The sequence below is a fragment of the Paenibacillus sp. P4_A7 genome, assembly GCF_056402455.1.
The window spans coordinates 11,974-26,946 of sequence record NZ_JBFUHJ010000011.1 but is presented as its reverse complement, the minus strand read 5'-3'; the positions used below and the strand labels follow the sequence as shown (position 1 = coordinate 26,946).

Annotated in this window: 15 protein-coding genes; 7 read left to right on the top strand and 8 right to left on the bottom strand. The window is 45.6% G+C overall.

Going from position 1 to position 14,973, the window contains the following annotated elements:
* Positions 1-72: 72 nt before the first annotated feature.
* Together AC1DWN_RS03255 and AC1DWN_RS03250 are read right to left on the bottom strand one after the other, a co-directional pair.
* Positions 73-795: an amino acid ABC transporter ATP-binding protein gene (locus AC1DWN_RS03255; protein WP_477557506.1), complete on the bottom strand. Its 723-nt coding sequence runs from the start codon at positions 793-795 to the stop codon at positions 73-75.
* The gene (locus AC1DWN_RS03250; protein WP_477557505.1) at positions 788-2,293 is read right to left on the bottom strand and encodes an ABC transporter substrate-binding protein/permease; all 1,506 of its coding nucleotides are present in this window, start codon (positions 2,291-2,293) and stop codon (positions 788-790) included. Before AC1DWN_RS03250 ends, AC1DWN_RS03255 begins: the two co-directional genes overlap by 8 nt.
* A gap of 227 nt (positions 2,294-2,520) precedes the next feature.
* On the opposite strand from AC1DWN_RS03250, the gene AC1DWN_RS03245 reads away from it, so the two are divergent.
* From AC1DWN_RS03245 to AC1DWN_RS03235, 3 genes are all read left to right on the top strand, one after another.
* Positions 2,521-2,847, top strand: coding sequence for a hypothetical protein (locus tag AC1DWN_RS03245; RefSeq protein ID WP_477557504.1), 327 nt, complete (start codon positions 2,521-2,523; stop codon positions 2,845-2,847).
* Complete coding sequence (gene yidC / locus AC1DWN_RS03240) at positions 2,817-3,644, top strand: membrane protein insertase YidC (RefSeq protein ID WP_477557503.1); 828 nt, start codon at positions 2,817-2,819, stop codon at positions 3,642-3,644. Before AC1DWN_RS03245 ends, yidC begins: the two co-directional genes overlap by 31 nt.
* A gap of 483 nt (positions 3,645-4,127) precedes the next feature.
* Positions 4,128-5,366, top strand: coding sequence for a TraB/GumN family protein (locus tag AC1DWN_RS03235; RefSeq protein WP_477557502.1), 1,239 nt, complete (start codon positions 4,128-4,130; stop codon positions 5,364-5,366).
* 299 nt (positions 5,367-5,665) lie between these two features.
* Here the strand turns inward: AC1DWN_RS03235 and AC1DWN_RS03230 are convergent, their stop codons facing one another.
* The gene (locus AC1DWN_RS03230) at positions 5,666-5,791 is read right to left on the bottom strand and encodes a hypothetical protein (RefSeq protein ID WP_477557501.1); all 126 of its coding nucleotides are present in this window, start codon (positions 5,789-5,791) and stop codon (positions 5,666-5,668) included.
* A gap of 22 nt (positions 5,792-5,813) precedes the next feature.
* Entirely contained in the window at positions 5,814-5,945 is a 132-nt protein-coding gene (locus AC1DWN_RS03225; protein ID WP_475810088.1) for a DUF4023 family protein, read from the bottom strand.
* A 338-nt stretch (positions 5,946-6,283) separates the two neighbouring features.
* On the opposite strand from AC1DWN_RS03225, the gene AC1DWN_RS03220 reads away from it, so the two are divergent.
* The 4 genes from AC1DWN_RS03220 to AC1DWN_RS03205 all read left to right on the top strand — a co-directional run bounded on the left by AC1DWN_RS03220 (position 6,284) and on the right by AC1DWN_RS03205 (position 10,696).
* On the top strand, positions 6,284-6,514 hold the full coding sequence (locus AC1DWN_RS03220) for a cold-shock protein (protein ID WP_477557500.1): 231 nt from the start codon (positions 6,284-6,286) through the stop codon (positions 6,512-6,514).
* Positions 6,515-6,729: 215 nt separating this feature from the next.
* Entirely contained in the window at positions 6,730-7,605 is an 876-nt protein-coding gene (locus AC1DWN_RS03215) for a PP2C family protein-serine/threonine phosphatase (RefSeq protein ID WP_477557499.1), read from the top strand.
* Between the two features lie 186 nt (positions 7,606-7,791).
* Positions 7,792-10,116, top strand: coding sequence for an ATP-dependent DNA helicase (locus AC1DWN_RS03210; protein WP_477557498.1), 2,325 nt, complete (start codon positions 7,792-7,794; stop codon positions 10,114-10,116).
* Positions 10,117-10,195: 79 nt separating this feature from the next.
* On the top strand, positions 10,196-10,696 hold the full coding sequence (locus AC1DWN_RS03205; protein ID WP_477557497.1) for a Crp/Fnr family transcriptional regulator: 501 nt from the start codon (positions 10,196-10,198) through the stop codon (positions 10,694-10,696).
* Between the two features lie 42 nt (positions 10,697-10,738).
* Here AC1DWN_RS03205 and hmpA read toward each other — a convergent pair whose 3' ends face one another.
* The 4 genes from hmpA to AC1DWN_RS03185 form a co-directional block, all read right to left on the bottom strand.
* Positions 10,739-11,971 carry an NO-inducible flavohemoprotein gene (gene hmpA, locus AC1DWN_RS03200; protein ID WP_477557496.1) on the bottom strand — a complete coding sequence of 411 codons (1,233 nt, stop codon included), beginning with the start codon at positions 11,969-11,971 and terminating at the stop codon, positions 10,739-10,741.
* Positions 11,972-12,224: 253 nt separating this feature from the next.
* The gene (locus AC1DWN_RS03195) at positions 12,225-12,671 is read right to left on the bottom strand and encodes a hypothetical protein (protein WP_477557495.1); all 447 of its coding nucleotides are present in this window, start codon (positions 12,669-12,671) and stop codon (positions 12,225-12,227) included.
* Between the two features lie 375 nt (positions 12,672-13,046).
* Positions 13,047-13,967: an ABC transporter ATP-binding protein gene (locus AC1DWN_RS03190; RefSeq protein ID WP_477557494.1), complete on the bottom strand. Its 921-nt coding sequence runs from the start codon at positions 13,965-13,967 to the stop codon at positions 13,047-13,049.
* Complete coding sequence (locus AC1DWN_RS03185) at positions 13,960-14,946, bottom strand: ABC transporter ATP-binding protein (RefSeq protein ID WP_477557493.1); 987 nt, start codon at positions 14,944-14,946, stop codon at positions 13,960-13,962. Before AC1DWN_RS03185 ends, AC1DWN_RS03190 begins: the two co-directional genes overlap by 8 nt.
* Between the last annotated feature and the right edge of the window lie 27 nt (positions 14,947-14,973).

Sequence of the window (14,973 nt, the reverse complement as noted above, 5' to 3'; positions counted from 1 at the left end):
CCAAGCAGGTTGTCTACTTGGTGTCGGCCCTTCTTGCGTCTTTATTCCTTTATAGCTGTTTCATAAGCTTTCTTATAGAACCTGCTCTAGAAATCGCTTTGCACGTTCGCTCTCCGGATTAGTGAAGAATTGCTCCGGCTTCGCGCGTTCGACGAGCTTGCCATCGTCGAGGAAGTAGATCGTGTCTGCTGCCTCTCTTGCGAACTTCATCTCATGGGTTACGATGAGCATGGTCATCCCGCTGTCCGCGAGACCGCGGATGACGTTCAGCACCTCTTTGACCATTTCCGGATCGAGCGCCGAGGTAGGCTCATCAAAGAGCATGATGTCTGGTTCCATCGCAAGGCTTCGGGCGATAGCGACACGCTGCTTTTGACCGCCTGACAATCGGGACGGAAAGCTGTCCGCTTTATCCGAGAGGCCGACTCTTTCGAGCAGCCCCTTCGCCTGCAGGCGTGCTTGCTCAAGCGACACGCCTTTAACCTTCATTGGAGCGAACGTAATATTATCGATTACGGTCATATGTGGGAACAGGTGAAAATGCTGAAATACCATGCCGATATGCTGACGTGCACCGGAAATATCGGCTTTTGGATCGGTCATAGAAGCACCTGCAATAGTAATAGAACCTGAAGTTGGCGTCTCAAGCCTATTTAAGCAGCGAAGAAAGGTTGATTTACCTGAACCGGATGGCCCGATCAACGCCACTACCTCACCGCGCTCAATCGACGTAGAAATTCCTTTTAAAACCTGATTTTTCCCGAATGTTATAGTTAGATCCTTTACATTAATCACTGCGGCGCAGCCTCCTTTCGAGCTTACGGGCAAACGAAGTTAAAATGAGAACGAGCACGTAATAAATCGCGCCGATAAACAAGAGCACCTCTAATGCGCGGAACTCAATGGACTGCACGACATTTGCGCGCCGTAATAAATCGGATACACCGATGACGGATACGAGTGATGATTCCTTCAGCRACGCAACGCATTCGTTTACGAGTGCAGGCAAAATATTACGCAGAGCCTGCGGGAAGATGATGCGGATCATCATCGTGCGATAAGGGATGCCGAGTGCGATAGCCGCCTCGCGCYGCCCTTTATCCACCGCCATAATACCGCCGCGGATTGTTTCGGACAAATATGCAGCAGAGTTTAGACCAAATGCGAGACCAGCTGCCATCAATGCAGGTATGTCATAATTGAAAAGCTGCGGAATCGCATAATAGATGATTGTGAGCTGCACTAACAACGGCGTTCCGCGGAATATGGACGTATAAGCGGTAGCGAACCACTCGAGCGGCTTAATGCCGGATATTTTGAAAAGTGATAGTATCGAACCCCAAATAAGGCCAAAGATCGCTGAGACGAGCGTAAAGAGCAGTGTTACATTTATACCTTTTAKAATATAAGGGATATAGCCCTGCAGTACGCTGAAGTCAATATTCAGATTAAGCAGCTTATCGGATGGTTTCTTCTCTGCTGAAAACCACTTTTGTATGATTTCCTCCAGCTTTCCGTTATCGGACATCTCGGAGAGTACGCCGTTAAAAGCAGCTGTTAGTGCTGAGTCTTTCGGAAAAGCTATGGCATAGCCATTCTCAGCCGAATCGGCTGGAAGGAAGTTCATGACCAAATCAGGGTTTGCATTAGTCATTTCGACAGCGACAGCATCCTCCACTATTGCGGCATCAATACGGTTTGACTTCAGCTCCAGAATAAGATCTGGAATTTTATTCAGCTTTTTGATCTGCGCCCCTTCAATTGTTTCCGCGAGGATATCCTGTACAGAGCCAAGCTGAACGCCAACCTGTTTCCCAGCCAGCGACTCAGCTGTTTCTATCGGAGCAGACTTTTTGGAAACAATTGTGTTGCGGGCCGCGTAATAAGTAGTGGAAAAATCAACGCTCGCCTTTCGTTCTTCCGTAGCGGACATACCGGACATAACGAAGTCGACGCGACCTGTTTGAAGTGCGGCAACTAGACCGTTGAAATCCATACTTGTGATTTCCAGTTCATAACCGAGCTTATCGGTGATATACTTGGCAATATCAATATCTAAGCCGATTATTTCACCATTATTTTTGGCATCCACGCTCTCATAAGGCGGATAGTCAGGCGAGGTACCCATCACAAGCTTCTTTTTCTGTCCAGATAAGGGCGAGTCAGTTGCACTTGCTGCACTGACGGAATGCGAGTCAGCAGTTCCTAGCTGAAACAATTGCCCAAAGACCAGAACCAGAACGACGAACGTGATGAGAGTGATGTAAAGGAATGATAACTTTTTTCGATTCATAGTGTCCTCTTTCTTCTAAGTTGTGTATGTGTGCAATCAAGTCGATGCAACCCTTTATGAGTAGGCAACTTAGAAATTATATGATTTACGGTATCCATTTGTAAATAACCTAGCAGCACGGTTTGTAACATCTTTATGAGTATTGCAGTCGTATTTGGTCGATATTTACTGTTATACTATCCAAAAAGCATAAAAACTATTTTTATTAAGGAAGGGAGGTGAATACATTGTTCGAGCTTGAGCTTCATGACGTCGCCCCGTATATATTTTCGATTAGTTTGCTTTGCTCACTGGCCTTTGCCTATGCCTCTCATTTGCATTCAGGGGCTTATGAATATTGGGAGCGAAGTCAGGCTATAAACGTATTGTTTATTGCACTGCCAAAGCAGCTGCTTATCCGCAACGTTCCTATTCATCACTGGTTAGCAAGAAAAGTGAAACGAAAGGAATCACCTGATGACGATATAGCAGACTGCTCAGCCTCGTTTTTTGCGCTATTTTCAAACAAACGAGGAGGATTTTTATGCAGAAGAACAATGTATTCCCTTCATTAAAATATGGACGTGTGTTAATAGCCGGCATCATGCTGGCAGGGTTGCTTTTAATAAGCGGCTGTGGATCGACTAGCGGTACGATTGACGGAGATACGCCGGGTGTGTTTAATCATTACATCATTTATCCCTTGTCAGCTGTGCTGCAATATCTTGCTGATCTGTTTCAAGGCAATTACGGCTTTGCGATTATCGGAATCACTCTCATCATTAGGCTCGCGCTGCTGCCGCTCATGATGCGTCAATATCGTTCGCAGCATCAGATGAAGCAGAAAATGTCCGTGCTTCAGCCTGAGCTTAAGCTGATAAAGGACAAGTATAAGGGGAAAACGGATGCCGCTTCCAAGCAGAAGCTGCAGCAGGAAACGATGCAGCTGTACCAGAAGCATCAGGTTAACCCGCTTGCGATCGGTTGTCTGCCTATGCTCATCCAAATGCCAATCTTGATGGGCTTATATTCAGCCATTAAGCTGACGCCAGAGATCGCGGATCATTCCTTCCTATGGTTTAAGCTGGGTTCACCGGACGTTGTATTGCCAATCATTGCGGCGGTTATCTATTTTATCCAGTTTAAAGTATCGCAGCCGGCTCAGACAGGAGCAGAGTCCGCACAGGCCAAGCAGATGGCTTTCATGGGATATTTATCCCCCATTATGATGGGGATATTCGCACTAACGGCACCTGCGGCAATTTCGTTGTATTGGATAACGGGCGGGATATTCATGATTGCACAGTCTTACTTGGCCAAAAAAGTGTACGTCACGCCGAAGGTGGAGACAGCGCTGAAAGGAAGCGTATAGAGGCACGAAAGAAATCTCATGCCAGCCAGTGAAGCTTCTTAATCATTTCAAGCCTCAAAAGTCGCGTCAGAGTATAAAGAATAGAAGCTTCAAAACAGTAGACTAGCGGAAATTCCGCCAAGGCTGCTGTTTTTTTTGTGTTCTAGTTGTATAGATACCTACGTGTAGTAAGTTAATCCGCGCAATTGCAGCTTCGGAAAAAACCAATTACTTTTTCGTTTTTACTAGTCAGCTGAATCCAATATAATTTGTAAGACATCTGGTAAATTATTTAATTTATGGATATATTCAAATGAGTATTAACGGATTGTAATATTAGTCATGATATCCAATATTATGAAACGATCTCGCTTAATTTCCGTATTATGATGAAGGTTCTTGAAAGCTTGCAGCTAGAGTTAGGAGCAGCGCTAATCATGATATTTTTGCTAGAAATGCAGTACAAATGTGTGTCACTAATTGGATAAGGGAGAGTTTCTATTCATGAAAAAAATCGCAGCACTATTTCTATCACTAGCTCTACTATTTACAATCGTTACTAGTGTTCATGCGGAATCGAAGCCAGTCTCAGTAGTAGTAGATGGAGAGCAGCTTCAACTCGGTAATCAGTCAGTAATTAATGAGAAAGGGACGACACTTGTTCCTGCGGATCAGATTTTAAAGAAATTAAACTTTGCAGTGAGCTTGGATGCTAAAGGTAATGTCCTTACTGCAACGAAGGAAAATTTGGTCTTATCTCTTCAGGTAGACAAGCAAACAGCAATTATTAATGATACGGAGATTCCTCTGCCGATTGCACCAAGGCTTATTGAAAAAACAGTCTATGTCCCATTGCGCTTTATTAGCGAGGTTGCTGGATATGAAGTAACGTGGAATGGTGAACAACGTTCCGTTTCCATCAAAATAAAGGTCCCTAGCCGCGGGTTCCTGTGGAAAGCCGAGAATGAAGGAAACACAGTATACTTGCTAGGTTCTATACATATAGCTGATAGCGCTATGTATCCGCTTCGTAAGGAAATTCAACAGGCATATGAAGCGTCTGACTTTTTAGTTGTTGAGGCCGATATTACTAAAGCAAATGAGCCCAAAGTACAGGAGCTGGTTCTGGAGCTTAGCTCATATCAAGACGGATCATCTCTGAAGGATCACCTATCTGCAGATACGTATAAGAAACTGAATACCATTTTAGTCGAAAACGGCTTGCAAGCAGGTGCATTTGATGCTTTCAAACCATGGAGTGTATCATCGACTTTAGACTACTTGAAAGCGGCAAAATCAGGCTATGATGCGGGCATCGGAATTGATATGTTCTTCTTGTCACAGGCGATTAAGCAAAAGCTGCCGATCTTGGAATTGGAGTCAATCGAGTTTCAACTGAATATGCTGGATAACTTCTCCGCTGAGCTGCAGGATGAAATGCTTGCCGGAGCTATAGAAAACTATTATGCAGAAGAATCAGGCATTGATGAATTGACAGAAATGTGGAAAACGGGCGATGAGAAGATGCTTCTGGATGTTACATTGGAAGCTAAGGATCAGGCTGAGCTGAATATAGCCATGCTGACAGATCGTAATCTCACGATGGTCGATAAAATTGATGGATATTTGAAGAAAAAGGACGGTTCGACTTACTTTGTAGTTGTAGGCGCGGCGCATATGCTTGGTGAAGAAGGCATTGTGGCGCTGCTTGAGAAGAAAGGCTATAAAGTAGATCGTCAATAGTAGATAAGAAACAGGCTGTCGTATTCTGGATACGGCAGCCTGTTTTTTATTTGCACACCATCAGTTGTCAGCTTAGGGGCTCTATGTAGTAAGTGCATAAAGTGAAACTAAAGAGGATCATCATAAGAATAGAGCCGAATTAGTTTCAGGAAATGCATTTAAATTGCAGAAAATAGCTCGCGGATAGAGTTAACCATCAATTAGGTTCATCCAATGACACTAAATAGTATAACACTTCTTTTTTGGGGTAATTAATTTCAATAGTTGAAACTAAACTATATGAGTCCGGCAATAAAGGGTTAGAGGATACGGAATACGGAATGGGCGCTTTCAAGCGCATAACCATCTGAAATGGCATTAAAATATAACAATAACAGAAGCAGTGCCCGCGCATGCGCTTCTGAACGGCCCATGCAATTGTGCATGGGCCTGCTCTGCTCCATTCAATTACTTATTGGTACTATGCTGTTTAGTGGACAGTACTTTGGCTGGCGTTCCATGACCGCCGCGTCTTTTGTTGCGTTCCGCTTTACGCTGCGTATCGTGTACCTTATCAATAAAATCCTTTGTGCTTTCCATACTATTCATCCTCCTTCGGTATAAGCTTGATCATCCATCCCATTATTAGAATAACCAAATAATTAGAAATCAGGCACTGAGCCGACAATTTATGAAAACAACTAATGTGACAAGATATACCTGCGAAGTGGAGAAAAGATAGCATATTACAATGATGGGCTGCAAAAGTCAAGAAATAGTTAAATGTTATTTGCCTTTGTTGTACGAAATATGGTAAGATAGAGGTAATTGCAACAATGAATCAAGATTTCACATATCACTGCTTTTCATAAATGATGACTGCCCCTTACCTATAAGTTTGAGGCAGTTTTTCCTTTTTAAGCGAGGGGGGGCTGACCATGTACAATCGTAAAAAACCGCTAGAAGAAATTCCGGAAGAAAAAACGAAGGTTTGGACATGTGTGACAGATGGCTGCAACAGTTGGATGCGAGATAACTTTGCTTTTGATCACGTTCCAACTTGTTTAATGTGTCATGCACCGATGGTTGTCGGCGAGAAAATGCTGCCTGCACTGAATAACTCTAATGGCGACCTAAAGGCGCTGAAGAAAGGTACACCTATTACGTAGGCTACCTTTCTTGAACAAGAAAAGCTGAAATCTAATGGAAGGGCGAAAGCCCACCATCAAGATTTCGGCTTTTTTTGTTTTAGCGCTGTTTTTTCGGTTGTATTTGCATTACATTGACATAAATCGAAGTGGAGTCTAGTAAGGATTATGATAAAGAATAGTGGTGACTTATACGTGAGAATAGGTGGGCGACTGGGATGGAGGGCTCTATGCAAATGCAGAGCATTGCAGATTTTATTTTGATGTGGAGCACGATTGCGATCATTGTTCTTCTTGCCATTGCTATCTTAGCGGATAAATACTCGGAGACCAAGGCATCGCCCCATGACTCATTAAAAGTTATTACCGGAGGGGCTCAGCATATTGGTGCGCGTGAGCAGCAGCAGGACGCCTATGCCTATTTTACGAAAGAGGATGCTGAGGTAATCGCTCGTCTTGGTGTATTTGCAGTACTCGCTGACGGTATGGGGGGCTTTGCGATGGGGCAAGAAGCAAGTCAGCTTGCTATCGAAACTTTTCAGAGCAGTTATAAGGGGAGAGCGGCAGACGAGTCTGTATCAAAAGCCTTGATGAGAGCGCTTCAATCGGCAAATAGCGAAGTCTTTGAATTGGCGAAGGAAAATGATTTGGAGTGGAATGTGGGAACGACGCTTATTGCGGCTGTTATTCAGGAGGGGCAGCTTAACTGGATATCAGTTGGAGATAGTCGCATATTTCTGTATCGCGGCGGAATGATCACTCAGCTTACGAGGGACCATATCTATGCAAATCAGCTAAATGAACAAGTGAATGCCGGTGAGCTAACCATTGAGGAGGCTCATTCGCATCCGGAGCGTAGATTGTTAACGAGCTATTTAGGGATCCCTCAGTTGAACGAAATCGATATAAATCGCGTTCCCTTCACTTTGCAAACAGGCGATTGGATATTGCTGTGCAGTGACGGTCTATATGAAGAATTATCAGTCGGGCTGTTAGTGGAGGCCTTTCTATTAACGCCAGAAGCAGCTGCAAAATATATCGTGAAGAGGATTATTAATGAGCAGAAGCCCTATCAAGATAATGCGACAATTGTTATTTTAGCGTATCAATAACTTGATAAAGCAATCAGAGTAAAGAAAGAAGAGTTAATGAAATCCTATCAAGAGTAGGGGAGTAGGGGACGTTGCTGCGTCCTCTCTTTTCGGTGCGCAATAGATCCCTTCTATGGTACAATAACGGAACAAATGTTCTTTTGAAATCGGAATACGGATACGCTTGGAAGCGAGTAAGGAGAAGTTATGCAGGACACTTACACGGTCGCCATATCGGTCAGGCATCTGGTCGAGTATGTATTTTTAAGCGGGAGCATCGATACGAGGCTAAATACAGTGGATGCGATGCACGAGGGAACGAAAGCGCATCAGCGCGTACAGCGGACATACGGAGAGCAGGACCATAAAGAGGTATATGTACGAGCAGACATTGCGATTGATGATCTGTTATTTGTTGTGGACGGGCGATGTGATGGTTTGCTCGCTACAGAACCGATACTTACTATTGATGAAATAAAATCAACGGGTGGTGATTTGGATCGCATTAGCGGGGACGGCTCACCTGTACACTGGGCGCAGGCGATGTTCTATGCTTACATGTACGCCATGGAGCATGGGGAGGCGCAGATGCGCGTGCAGCTAACTTATGTGCAGACCGAGACGGAGCAGGAACGACGTTTTGTAAGGGAAGCGAACATAGAGGAGCTGGAACGCTTTGTGCTCGAGGTTGTCGGACTATATGCGCCATACGCACAGCTGCGCCGCCGTCACGAGCAGACGAGGGATGAGAGCATTCAGAAGCTGGCTTTTCCTTTTGATTCGTACCGAGCGGGGCAGCGCAAGCTCGCAGGTGCTGTGTATAAGACAATCGATGAAGGCGTTCGATTGTTTGCAAAGGCTCCAACAGGTATTGGCAAGACGATTTCTACTACCTTTCCGACCATAAAAGCGATGGGTGCAGGCATGGTGCAGCGTTTTTATTACTTGACGGCGCGAACGACGACGAGAGCGGCGGCGGAGGACGCGATGCTGTTTATGCAGTCGAAGGGTCTGCATCTTCATACAGTCACGCTTACGGCGAAGAGTAAAATTTGCTTCCAAGAAGAGGTACGCTGTGAGAAGGAGTATTGTGCTTATGCCGAAGGTTATTACGACCGTGTAAATGGCGCGGTGCTTGATATTTTGGGGAACGAGACAGCGATGACACGGACAGTAATTGAGGAGTATGCCCGGAAACATCGAGTTTGTCCGTTTGAGTTTTCACTGGATGTTGCTTACGCCGCAGATGGTGTCATTTGCGATTACAATTATATTTTTGACCCGCGTATTTCATTCAAACGGCAGTATGCGGAGCAGAAAAAGAAGACAGTGCTGCTTGTGGACGAGGCACATAACTTGGTGGATCGTGCCCGGGAAATGTTTTCAGCGGAGCTGTCTAAGTCTTCATTTTTGGCGCTGCAGCGGGAGTTGAAGGGCGTGCATACGGAAGGCTATAAGGCAGCGAAAGCGGTCAATGATTACTTCATAGCTCTGCGTAAGAGGAGTGAAGAGGCGTCGTACAGGGTAGATAAACAGCTGCCAGAGGAGCTTGTCGGATTAATGGATGTGTTCGCTCTTGCGGCGGGACAAGCGCTCGCGGGTGTTGGACTGAGCGGCAGCGGAAACGCTAGCGCTAGCGGATTGCTGCTGGATACTTATTTTGAAGCACAAAACTTTATTCGTACGGCGAAGCTGTTTGATGAGCGATATATCGTCTATACGGAGCTGACGAAAAGTGATGTAAGGTTAAAGCTATTCTGCCTCGATCCATCCTTGCTTCTGGAGCAAATGGGCAAAGGTTATCGTTCACATATTTATTTCTCAGCAACATTGTCTCCCGTTTCTTATTATATGGACATGCTGGGAGCAGGCGAGAATGACTACACACTGTCGATACCGTCCCCTTTCTCCAAAGAGCAGTTGAATGTCATTATTGAGCCGCTATCGACAAGGTACAATGATCGAAATGATTCTAGGCTCCCCATAGTTAAGCTGCTGCAGCGTTTAATCAATGAGCGCCCAGGCAATTATTTTGTATTTTTTCCTTCGTATGCGTATATGAATGCGGTCTATGAGGCTTACATGGAATTGGTGGACTGGACGGAGCCTGTTGGTAATGATAACGATGTCGATGTGCTGCTGCAAAAGTCTGATATGTCGGAAGAGGAGCGGGACGAGTTTCTAGCTTCGTTTCAGGCGGGAAGCAAGCGGACACTGATTGGCTTTGCTGTTATGGGCGGTATTTTCTCAGAGGGAGTTGACCTCACAGGGGACCGTTTAATCGGCGTTATCGTCGTAGGTGTCGGGCTGCCGCAGCTTGGTGTGGAGCGGAATATGCTGAAGGATTATTTTAATGAGCATGGAAAAAACGGCTACGACTACGCTTATGTATTCCCCGGCATGAATAAGGTACTGCAGGCCGGAGGAAGGCTCATTCGTTCGGAGACGGATAGCGGTACGCTGGTCCTCATTGATGATCGTTATTTGCAGCCGCAATATCAACGACTGCTGCCGGATGAGTGGAAGAGCTAATGATGATTTTCCTAGCTGATATGCCAAAAAAAAAAGCTCAGCCTATAATCGGCCAAGCGCTTAAATGGAGTTGAGTGTCATGTTGATTCATAAAGGCGAAACGCTGTTTCACCAAGGAGAAACCGGTCCGTTGTATCATGTGAAAAGTGGTCTGCTCAAAATCGTTCGTGTTCACGAGGACGGCAATCCGTTTCTAGTGAATATTATTGTTCCAAAGGAGACGATTCCGCATCATTCATTAATTAGCCCGATGGCGTACCACGGCACGGCAGTCGCGCTAATGACCTGCGATATCGAGATCGTATCTCCGCAAGAGTGGTATGACGATATTAATCAGAACCCTGTAAAGAGCAGAGAAATTGCATTGCTTCTTCAAGACAAGCTCCGGATGATGCAGCAAAGAATTGACCAATTGACGCAAGTAACGCCTGCGGATAAGCTGATGAAATTACAGCAGTGGTTTCGAACCTATATCGCGCCGGCAACGCTGACCGATGTTCTAACCCAGGATGAGATTGGGCAGCTCATCGGTCTTCGCCGCGAGACAGTCAACAGGCTATTGCGCGCGCAATCGAAATAAGCAGGTTATTTCGATTGCCATGCTTGCTGTTCCGATCGTTTATTAAACGCTGACTGTCTGCACCAAACTGGCAGCAGGGCCGAAAAACTCAAAATGAATATCGGAGGCAGGAACGCCCCAAGCTTCTAATGAGCTGTTGATGGCCTGCATGAATGGCAGCGGTCCACAGAAATAAAATTGGGCATTGCGATCAGCGATAACCGTTTGAAGCCAAGGCAGGTCGATATAGCCTTCTTTATGGTGCGTTTGCTGCTCGAGGTCATTTTTTGTCGGATTATTATAGCAATAGTAAACGGACACCTGATGATTCTTGCTCGCTAGAGACGTAATATGCTCTTCCATGGCATGCATCCCGCTATTTTGAGCAGCATGAATAAAAGTAACAGGACGATTCGGGTATTTTTCTGTCAACGTATTCAGCATGCTCACCATCGGAGTTAGTCCAACGCCGCCGCTAAGAAGCACTACAGGACGTTCATCTTCCTGGTTCAGAACAAAATCTCCCGCTGGAGCTGAGAGCCACACAACATCTTCCGCTTGAACATGTTTATGCAAATAAGTAGATACCTTGCCTGCAGGGTGGCCTTGACTGCCATCCTCCCTTTTGACGGAAATACGGTAATATCCTTTTCCTGCACTATCGGATAAGCTGTATTGCCGTATTTGTGTATACTCCTCACCCGCGATAGCCATCTTGATGCTTATATATTGTCCAGGTTCAAAGTCAGCCAATGCTCCTCCGTCCTCGGGTACGAGGTAAAAGGAGGTGATTACATCGCTTTCCTTGACTCTTCGTTCCACTCGAAAAGCTCGGAATCCCTCCCAGCCTCCGGATTGATTTTTCGCTTGCTCATACATTTCTTCCTCTATGCCAATAAATGCGCCGGCGATCACGCCGTAAGCATCAGCCCATGCCTGTAAAATATCGTCTGTAGCTGCTGCTCCAAGCACTTCCTTAATAGCCTTCAACAGATGCTCGCCAACGATAGGATAGTGCTCTGCTTTTACGCCGAGACTACGGTGTTTATGTCCAATTTGCTTCACGACAGGAATGATAGCAGCGAGATTATCAATATGAACGGCTGCCGCATACACCGCATTAGCAAGGGCAGCTTGTTGCTTTCCTTGCTTTTGGTTGGCGTGATTAAATATATTCAACAGCTCTGGATGGGAGGTGAACATTAATTCATAAAAACGTTTCGTAATGGCGACACCGTGAAGCTCTAGTACGGGAACGGTTGATTTAATGATATCGATCGTTTTATTGTTTAACATAGGAAAATCCCTCCTGTATCTATTCGTTACGCAATTGTTTTTGATAAACCTAATTATAGAGGTCAAAAGTAAGTGACCGGTGTGATTTCAATCACTATAATCCGCAACGATTTGTGACAAACAACATGCAACGCCATTCGTTATTAGTTTTATATGTTTCTCCGAAGTTAGCCCTAATTATTCCCTGAACACAAAAAGCCGACCCGCGTAAGGTCGACCTTTTAGAAAATACTAGGTTACTTATAATAGCTTCCTATCGTTGGATAGGCTCAATGCGGAATAAACCTGCTTCAGCGTTAGAAGCGGGACGCTCCTCGTGAACTCCCCAGCCGAATGATAGGACAGACGTTAGCTCATCCTTCTCAGTGGAAGTCAACGATGCGTGAACCGCTTCGCCGCCTGTTTCTAACAGCAGTTCAGGATCTTTTTTGAAGCGGATTAGAATCCAACACCGAATTCCACGAACCGTGTTGTATTTGATCTGATATCCTTGCAGCACTGCTGCTTCAAAGACATCTGAATGTTCCGCTGCGAAGGCTGTAAGAGCGTGATAATCAAATTGGAATTCGCTTTCGTCTTTCGGAAGCTCTCCCGCTTTAACTTTGCGTATTAGCTCCTCATTAGAGTATCCATGAGCACGCAAGGATTCAAGCATCAATGCGTCCCATTGCGATAGCTTCACTTGGTTTGTTATCTCCATGTCTTGTCCACGCTCCCTAATTTTTTGCTCTTATTTCTTCTATTTCTAGAGCACAGTAAACGAAAAACAGCTAAATGGACGCTGCGTCCATTCCCCTATTTGCTATGCCCGTATAGTTTCAAATTTTGCAATTAAATGAGGCTGCGAAAAGGTGAGCTGCAATTTAGTGTCAGGGAATGAACTTAATTGCTGGGTTAGCTCGATCCGTGCCCTCTATCCAGTCAATTAGCTGCAAATACTGAAACTAAATCGTCTCTTTTTCCATCATTTATCTCATTAGTTTCACTATGTCAAACTAATTTAAAATGGTCTTCAAGCCACCAGAAGAATATACACTTTCACGGTGATATTCTATCGACAAATAGAGGGGATAACTCAATGCTCGGCAACAAAGTGTCCAGGACTAACCTCACGCAGTTGGTACTCACCTGAGCCTGTTCCATGGTTAGGAGCACTTTCCTTTAACGAGGTTCTTTTACTAATGATCCTAGGGTCCGGTATTGGAATAGCTGATAAAAGAGCCTTCGTATAAGGGTGAAGCGGATTCTCATATAATTCATCGCTATCTGCAACCTCTACAAGGCGGCCGCCATACATAACGCCGATTCGGTCGGAGATATGTCTAACCATGGATAGGTCATGCGCGATGAAGAGATACGTTAGTCCGAATTCAGCCTGCAAATCCTCAAGCATGTTCACAACCTGAGCCTGCACGGATACATCAAGCGCCGAGATTGGYTCATCGCATACGACAAACTCAGGCTTAACAGACAGCGCTCTAGCGATTGAGATACGCTGCCGTTGTCCGCCGCTGAATTCATGGGGATACCGATACAGATGATCACGTTTCAGGCCGACTCTATCAAGAAGTGCTGCAACCGCGTCTTTTCGTTCATCGCCCTTGTAAAGCCCGTGAATATCCATCGGCTCACCAATGAGCTCGAGCACATTCATACCTGGATTAAGCGAAGAGTACGGATCTTGGAAAATAGTTTGGATACGGCTCCTGAACGGCTTAAGCTGCTTCTCGTTCAGATTGGAAAGGTTATGGCCGTCGAAGTAGATTTCTCCTTCTGTGTAATCGTAGAGACGGATCAAACAGCGTCCTACTGTCGACTTACCGCTTCCTGATTCACCGACCAAACCGAACGTTTCTCCTTGACGGATCTGGAAGCTTACGCCATCAACAGCCTTCAATACTTGCGTGCTGCGTCCCCAAAGGTCTTTACCCTTGGTAAAATGCTTCTTCAGATTTCGGACATCTACGAGAATATCGCTCTTCTTGTTATTACTCATCCGCTTTGTCCTCCTTATCAAGCAGCCAACACATGGCCCGTTGATCGTTGCCGAGCTCAAATAATGGCGGCCGCTCCACGCACTTGCTGAAAGCATGAGGGCATCGCTCTATGAACGGACAGCCAGGAGGCGGGTTGAGTAAATCCGGAGGTGTTCCTTCGATAGGCACCAACCGCTCGCGGGCTCCGCCATCGCGCTTAGGAACCGAACGAAGAAGGCCTTGTGTATAAGGATGTCCCGGACGGAAGAAGATATCATCTACGAGTCCTTCTTCCATGACCATCCCGCCATACATAACGATTACGCGCGAGCATACTTGTGCAACTACGCCCAAATCATGCGTGATAAGGACGATGGACATTTGTGATTTATCTTTAAGCTCCTTAAGAAGATCAAGGATCTGGGCTTGTATCGTAACATCGAGTGCAGTTGTAGGCTCATCAGCGAGCAGAAGATCCGGTTTACAGGAGAGAGCCATAGCAATCATGACCCGCTGCCTCATACCACCACTGAATTCATGAGGATATTGATTGACTCTCTCTTCTGGCGCAGTAATACCAACCTCGCGCAGCATCTTAATTGCTTCCTTAAGCGCATCAGCTTTGTTTAAACCGCGATGTCTAGCGATGATCTCTGTCATTTGCGCTCCGATTTTCTTGACGGGATTGAGGGAGGTCATCGGATCTTGGAAAACCATAGCAATTTGATTGCCGCGAATGCCTCGCCATTCCTTCTCAGATAAGCCGGTCAAGCTCTCTCCGCGATAGTTGATCTCTCCTTCAAGCACTTTTCCTGGCGGAGGAATTAAGCCGAGAATAGCCTTCGCAGTTACGCTCTTGCCGCTGCCTGATTCCCCGACGATGCCTACGGTTTCTCCTTCATTAACATGAAAGCTCACACCGCGAACGGCTTGATTTTCTCCGTCTCTGGTATTAAAAGAAACCTTTAAGTCTTTAACGGTCAGCATCCGTTCTGTCATCTTTTCATTCACTCCTTTGCTAAGCTT

Coding starts and splice junctions, on each gene's coding strand:
- yidC (WP_477557503.1), top strand. CDS start 2,817: ATGCAGAAGAACAATGTATTCCCTTCATTAAAATATGGACGTGTGTTA.
- AC1DWN_RS03230 (WP_477557501.1), bottom strand. CDS start 5,791: ATGCACAATTGCATGGGCCGTTCAGAAGCGCATGCGCGGGCACTGCTT.
- AC1DWN_RS03210 (WP_477557498.1), top strand. CDS start 7,792: ATGCAGGACACTTACACGGTCGCCATATCGGTCAGGCATCTGGTCGAG.
- AC1DWN_RS03225 (WP_475810088.1), bottom strand. CDS start 5,945: ATGGAAAGCACAAAGGATTTTATTGATAAGGTACACGATACGCAGCGT.
- AC1DWN_RS03185 (WP_477557493.1), bottom strand. CDS start 14,946: ATGACAGAACGGATGCTGACCGTTAAAGACTTAAAGGTTTCTTTTAAT.
- AC1DWN_RS03220 (WP_477557500.1), top strand. CDS start 6,284: ATGTACAATCGTAAAAAACCGCTAGAAGAAATTCCGGAAGAAAAAACG.
- AC1DWN_RS03205 (WP_477557497.1), top strand. CDS start 10,196: ATGTTGATTCATAAAGGCGAAACGCTGTTTCACCAAGGAGAAACCGGT.
- hmpA (WP_477557496.1), bottom strand. CDS start 11,971: ATGTTAAACAATAAAACGATCGATATCATTAAATCAACCGTTCCCGTA.
- AC1DWN_RS03215 (WP_477557499.1), top strand. CDS start 6,730: ATGCAGAGCATTGCAGATTTTATTTTGATGTGGAGCACGATTGCGATC.
- AC1DWN_RS03235 (WP_477557502.1), top strand. CDS start 4,128: ATGAAAAAAATCGCAGCACTATTTCTATCACTAGCTCTACTATTTACA.
- AC1DWN_RS03195 (WP_477557495.1), bottom strand. CDS start 12,671: ATGGAGATAACAAACCAAGTGAAGCTATCGCAATGGGACGCATTGATG.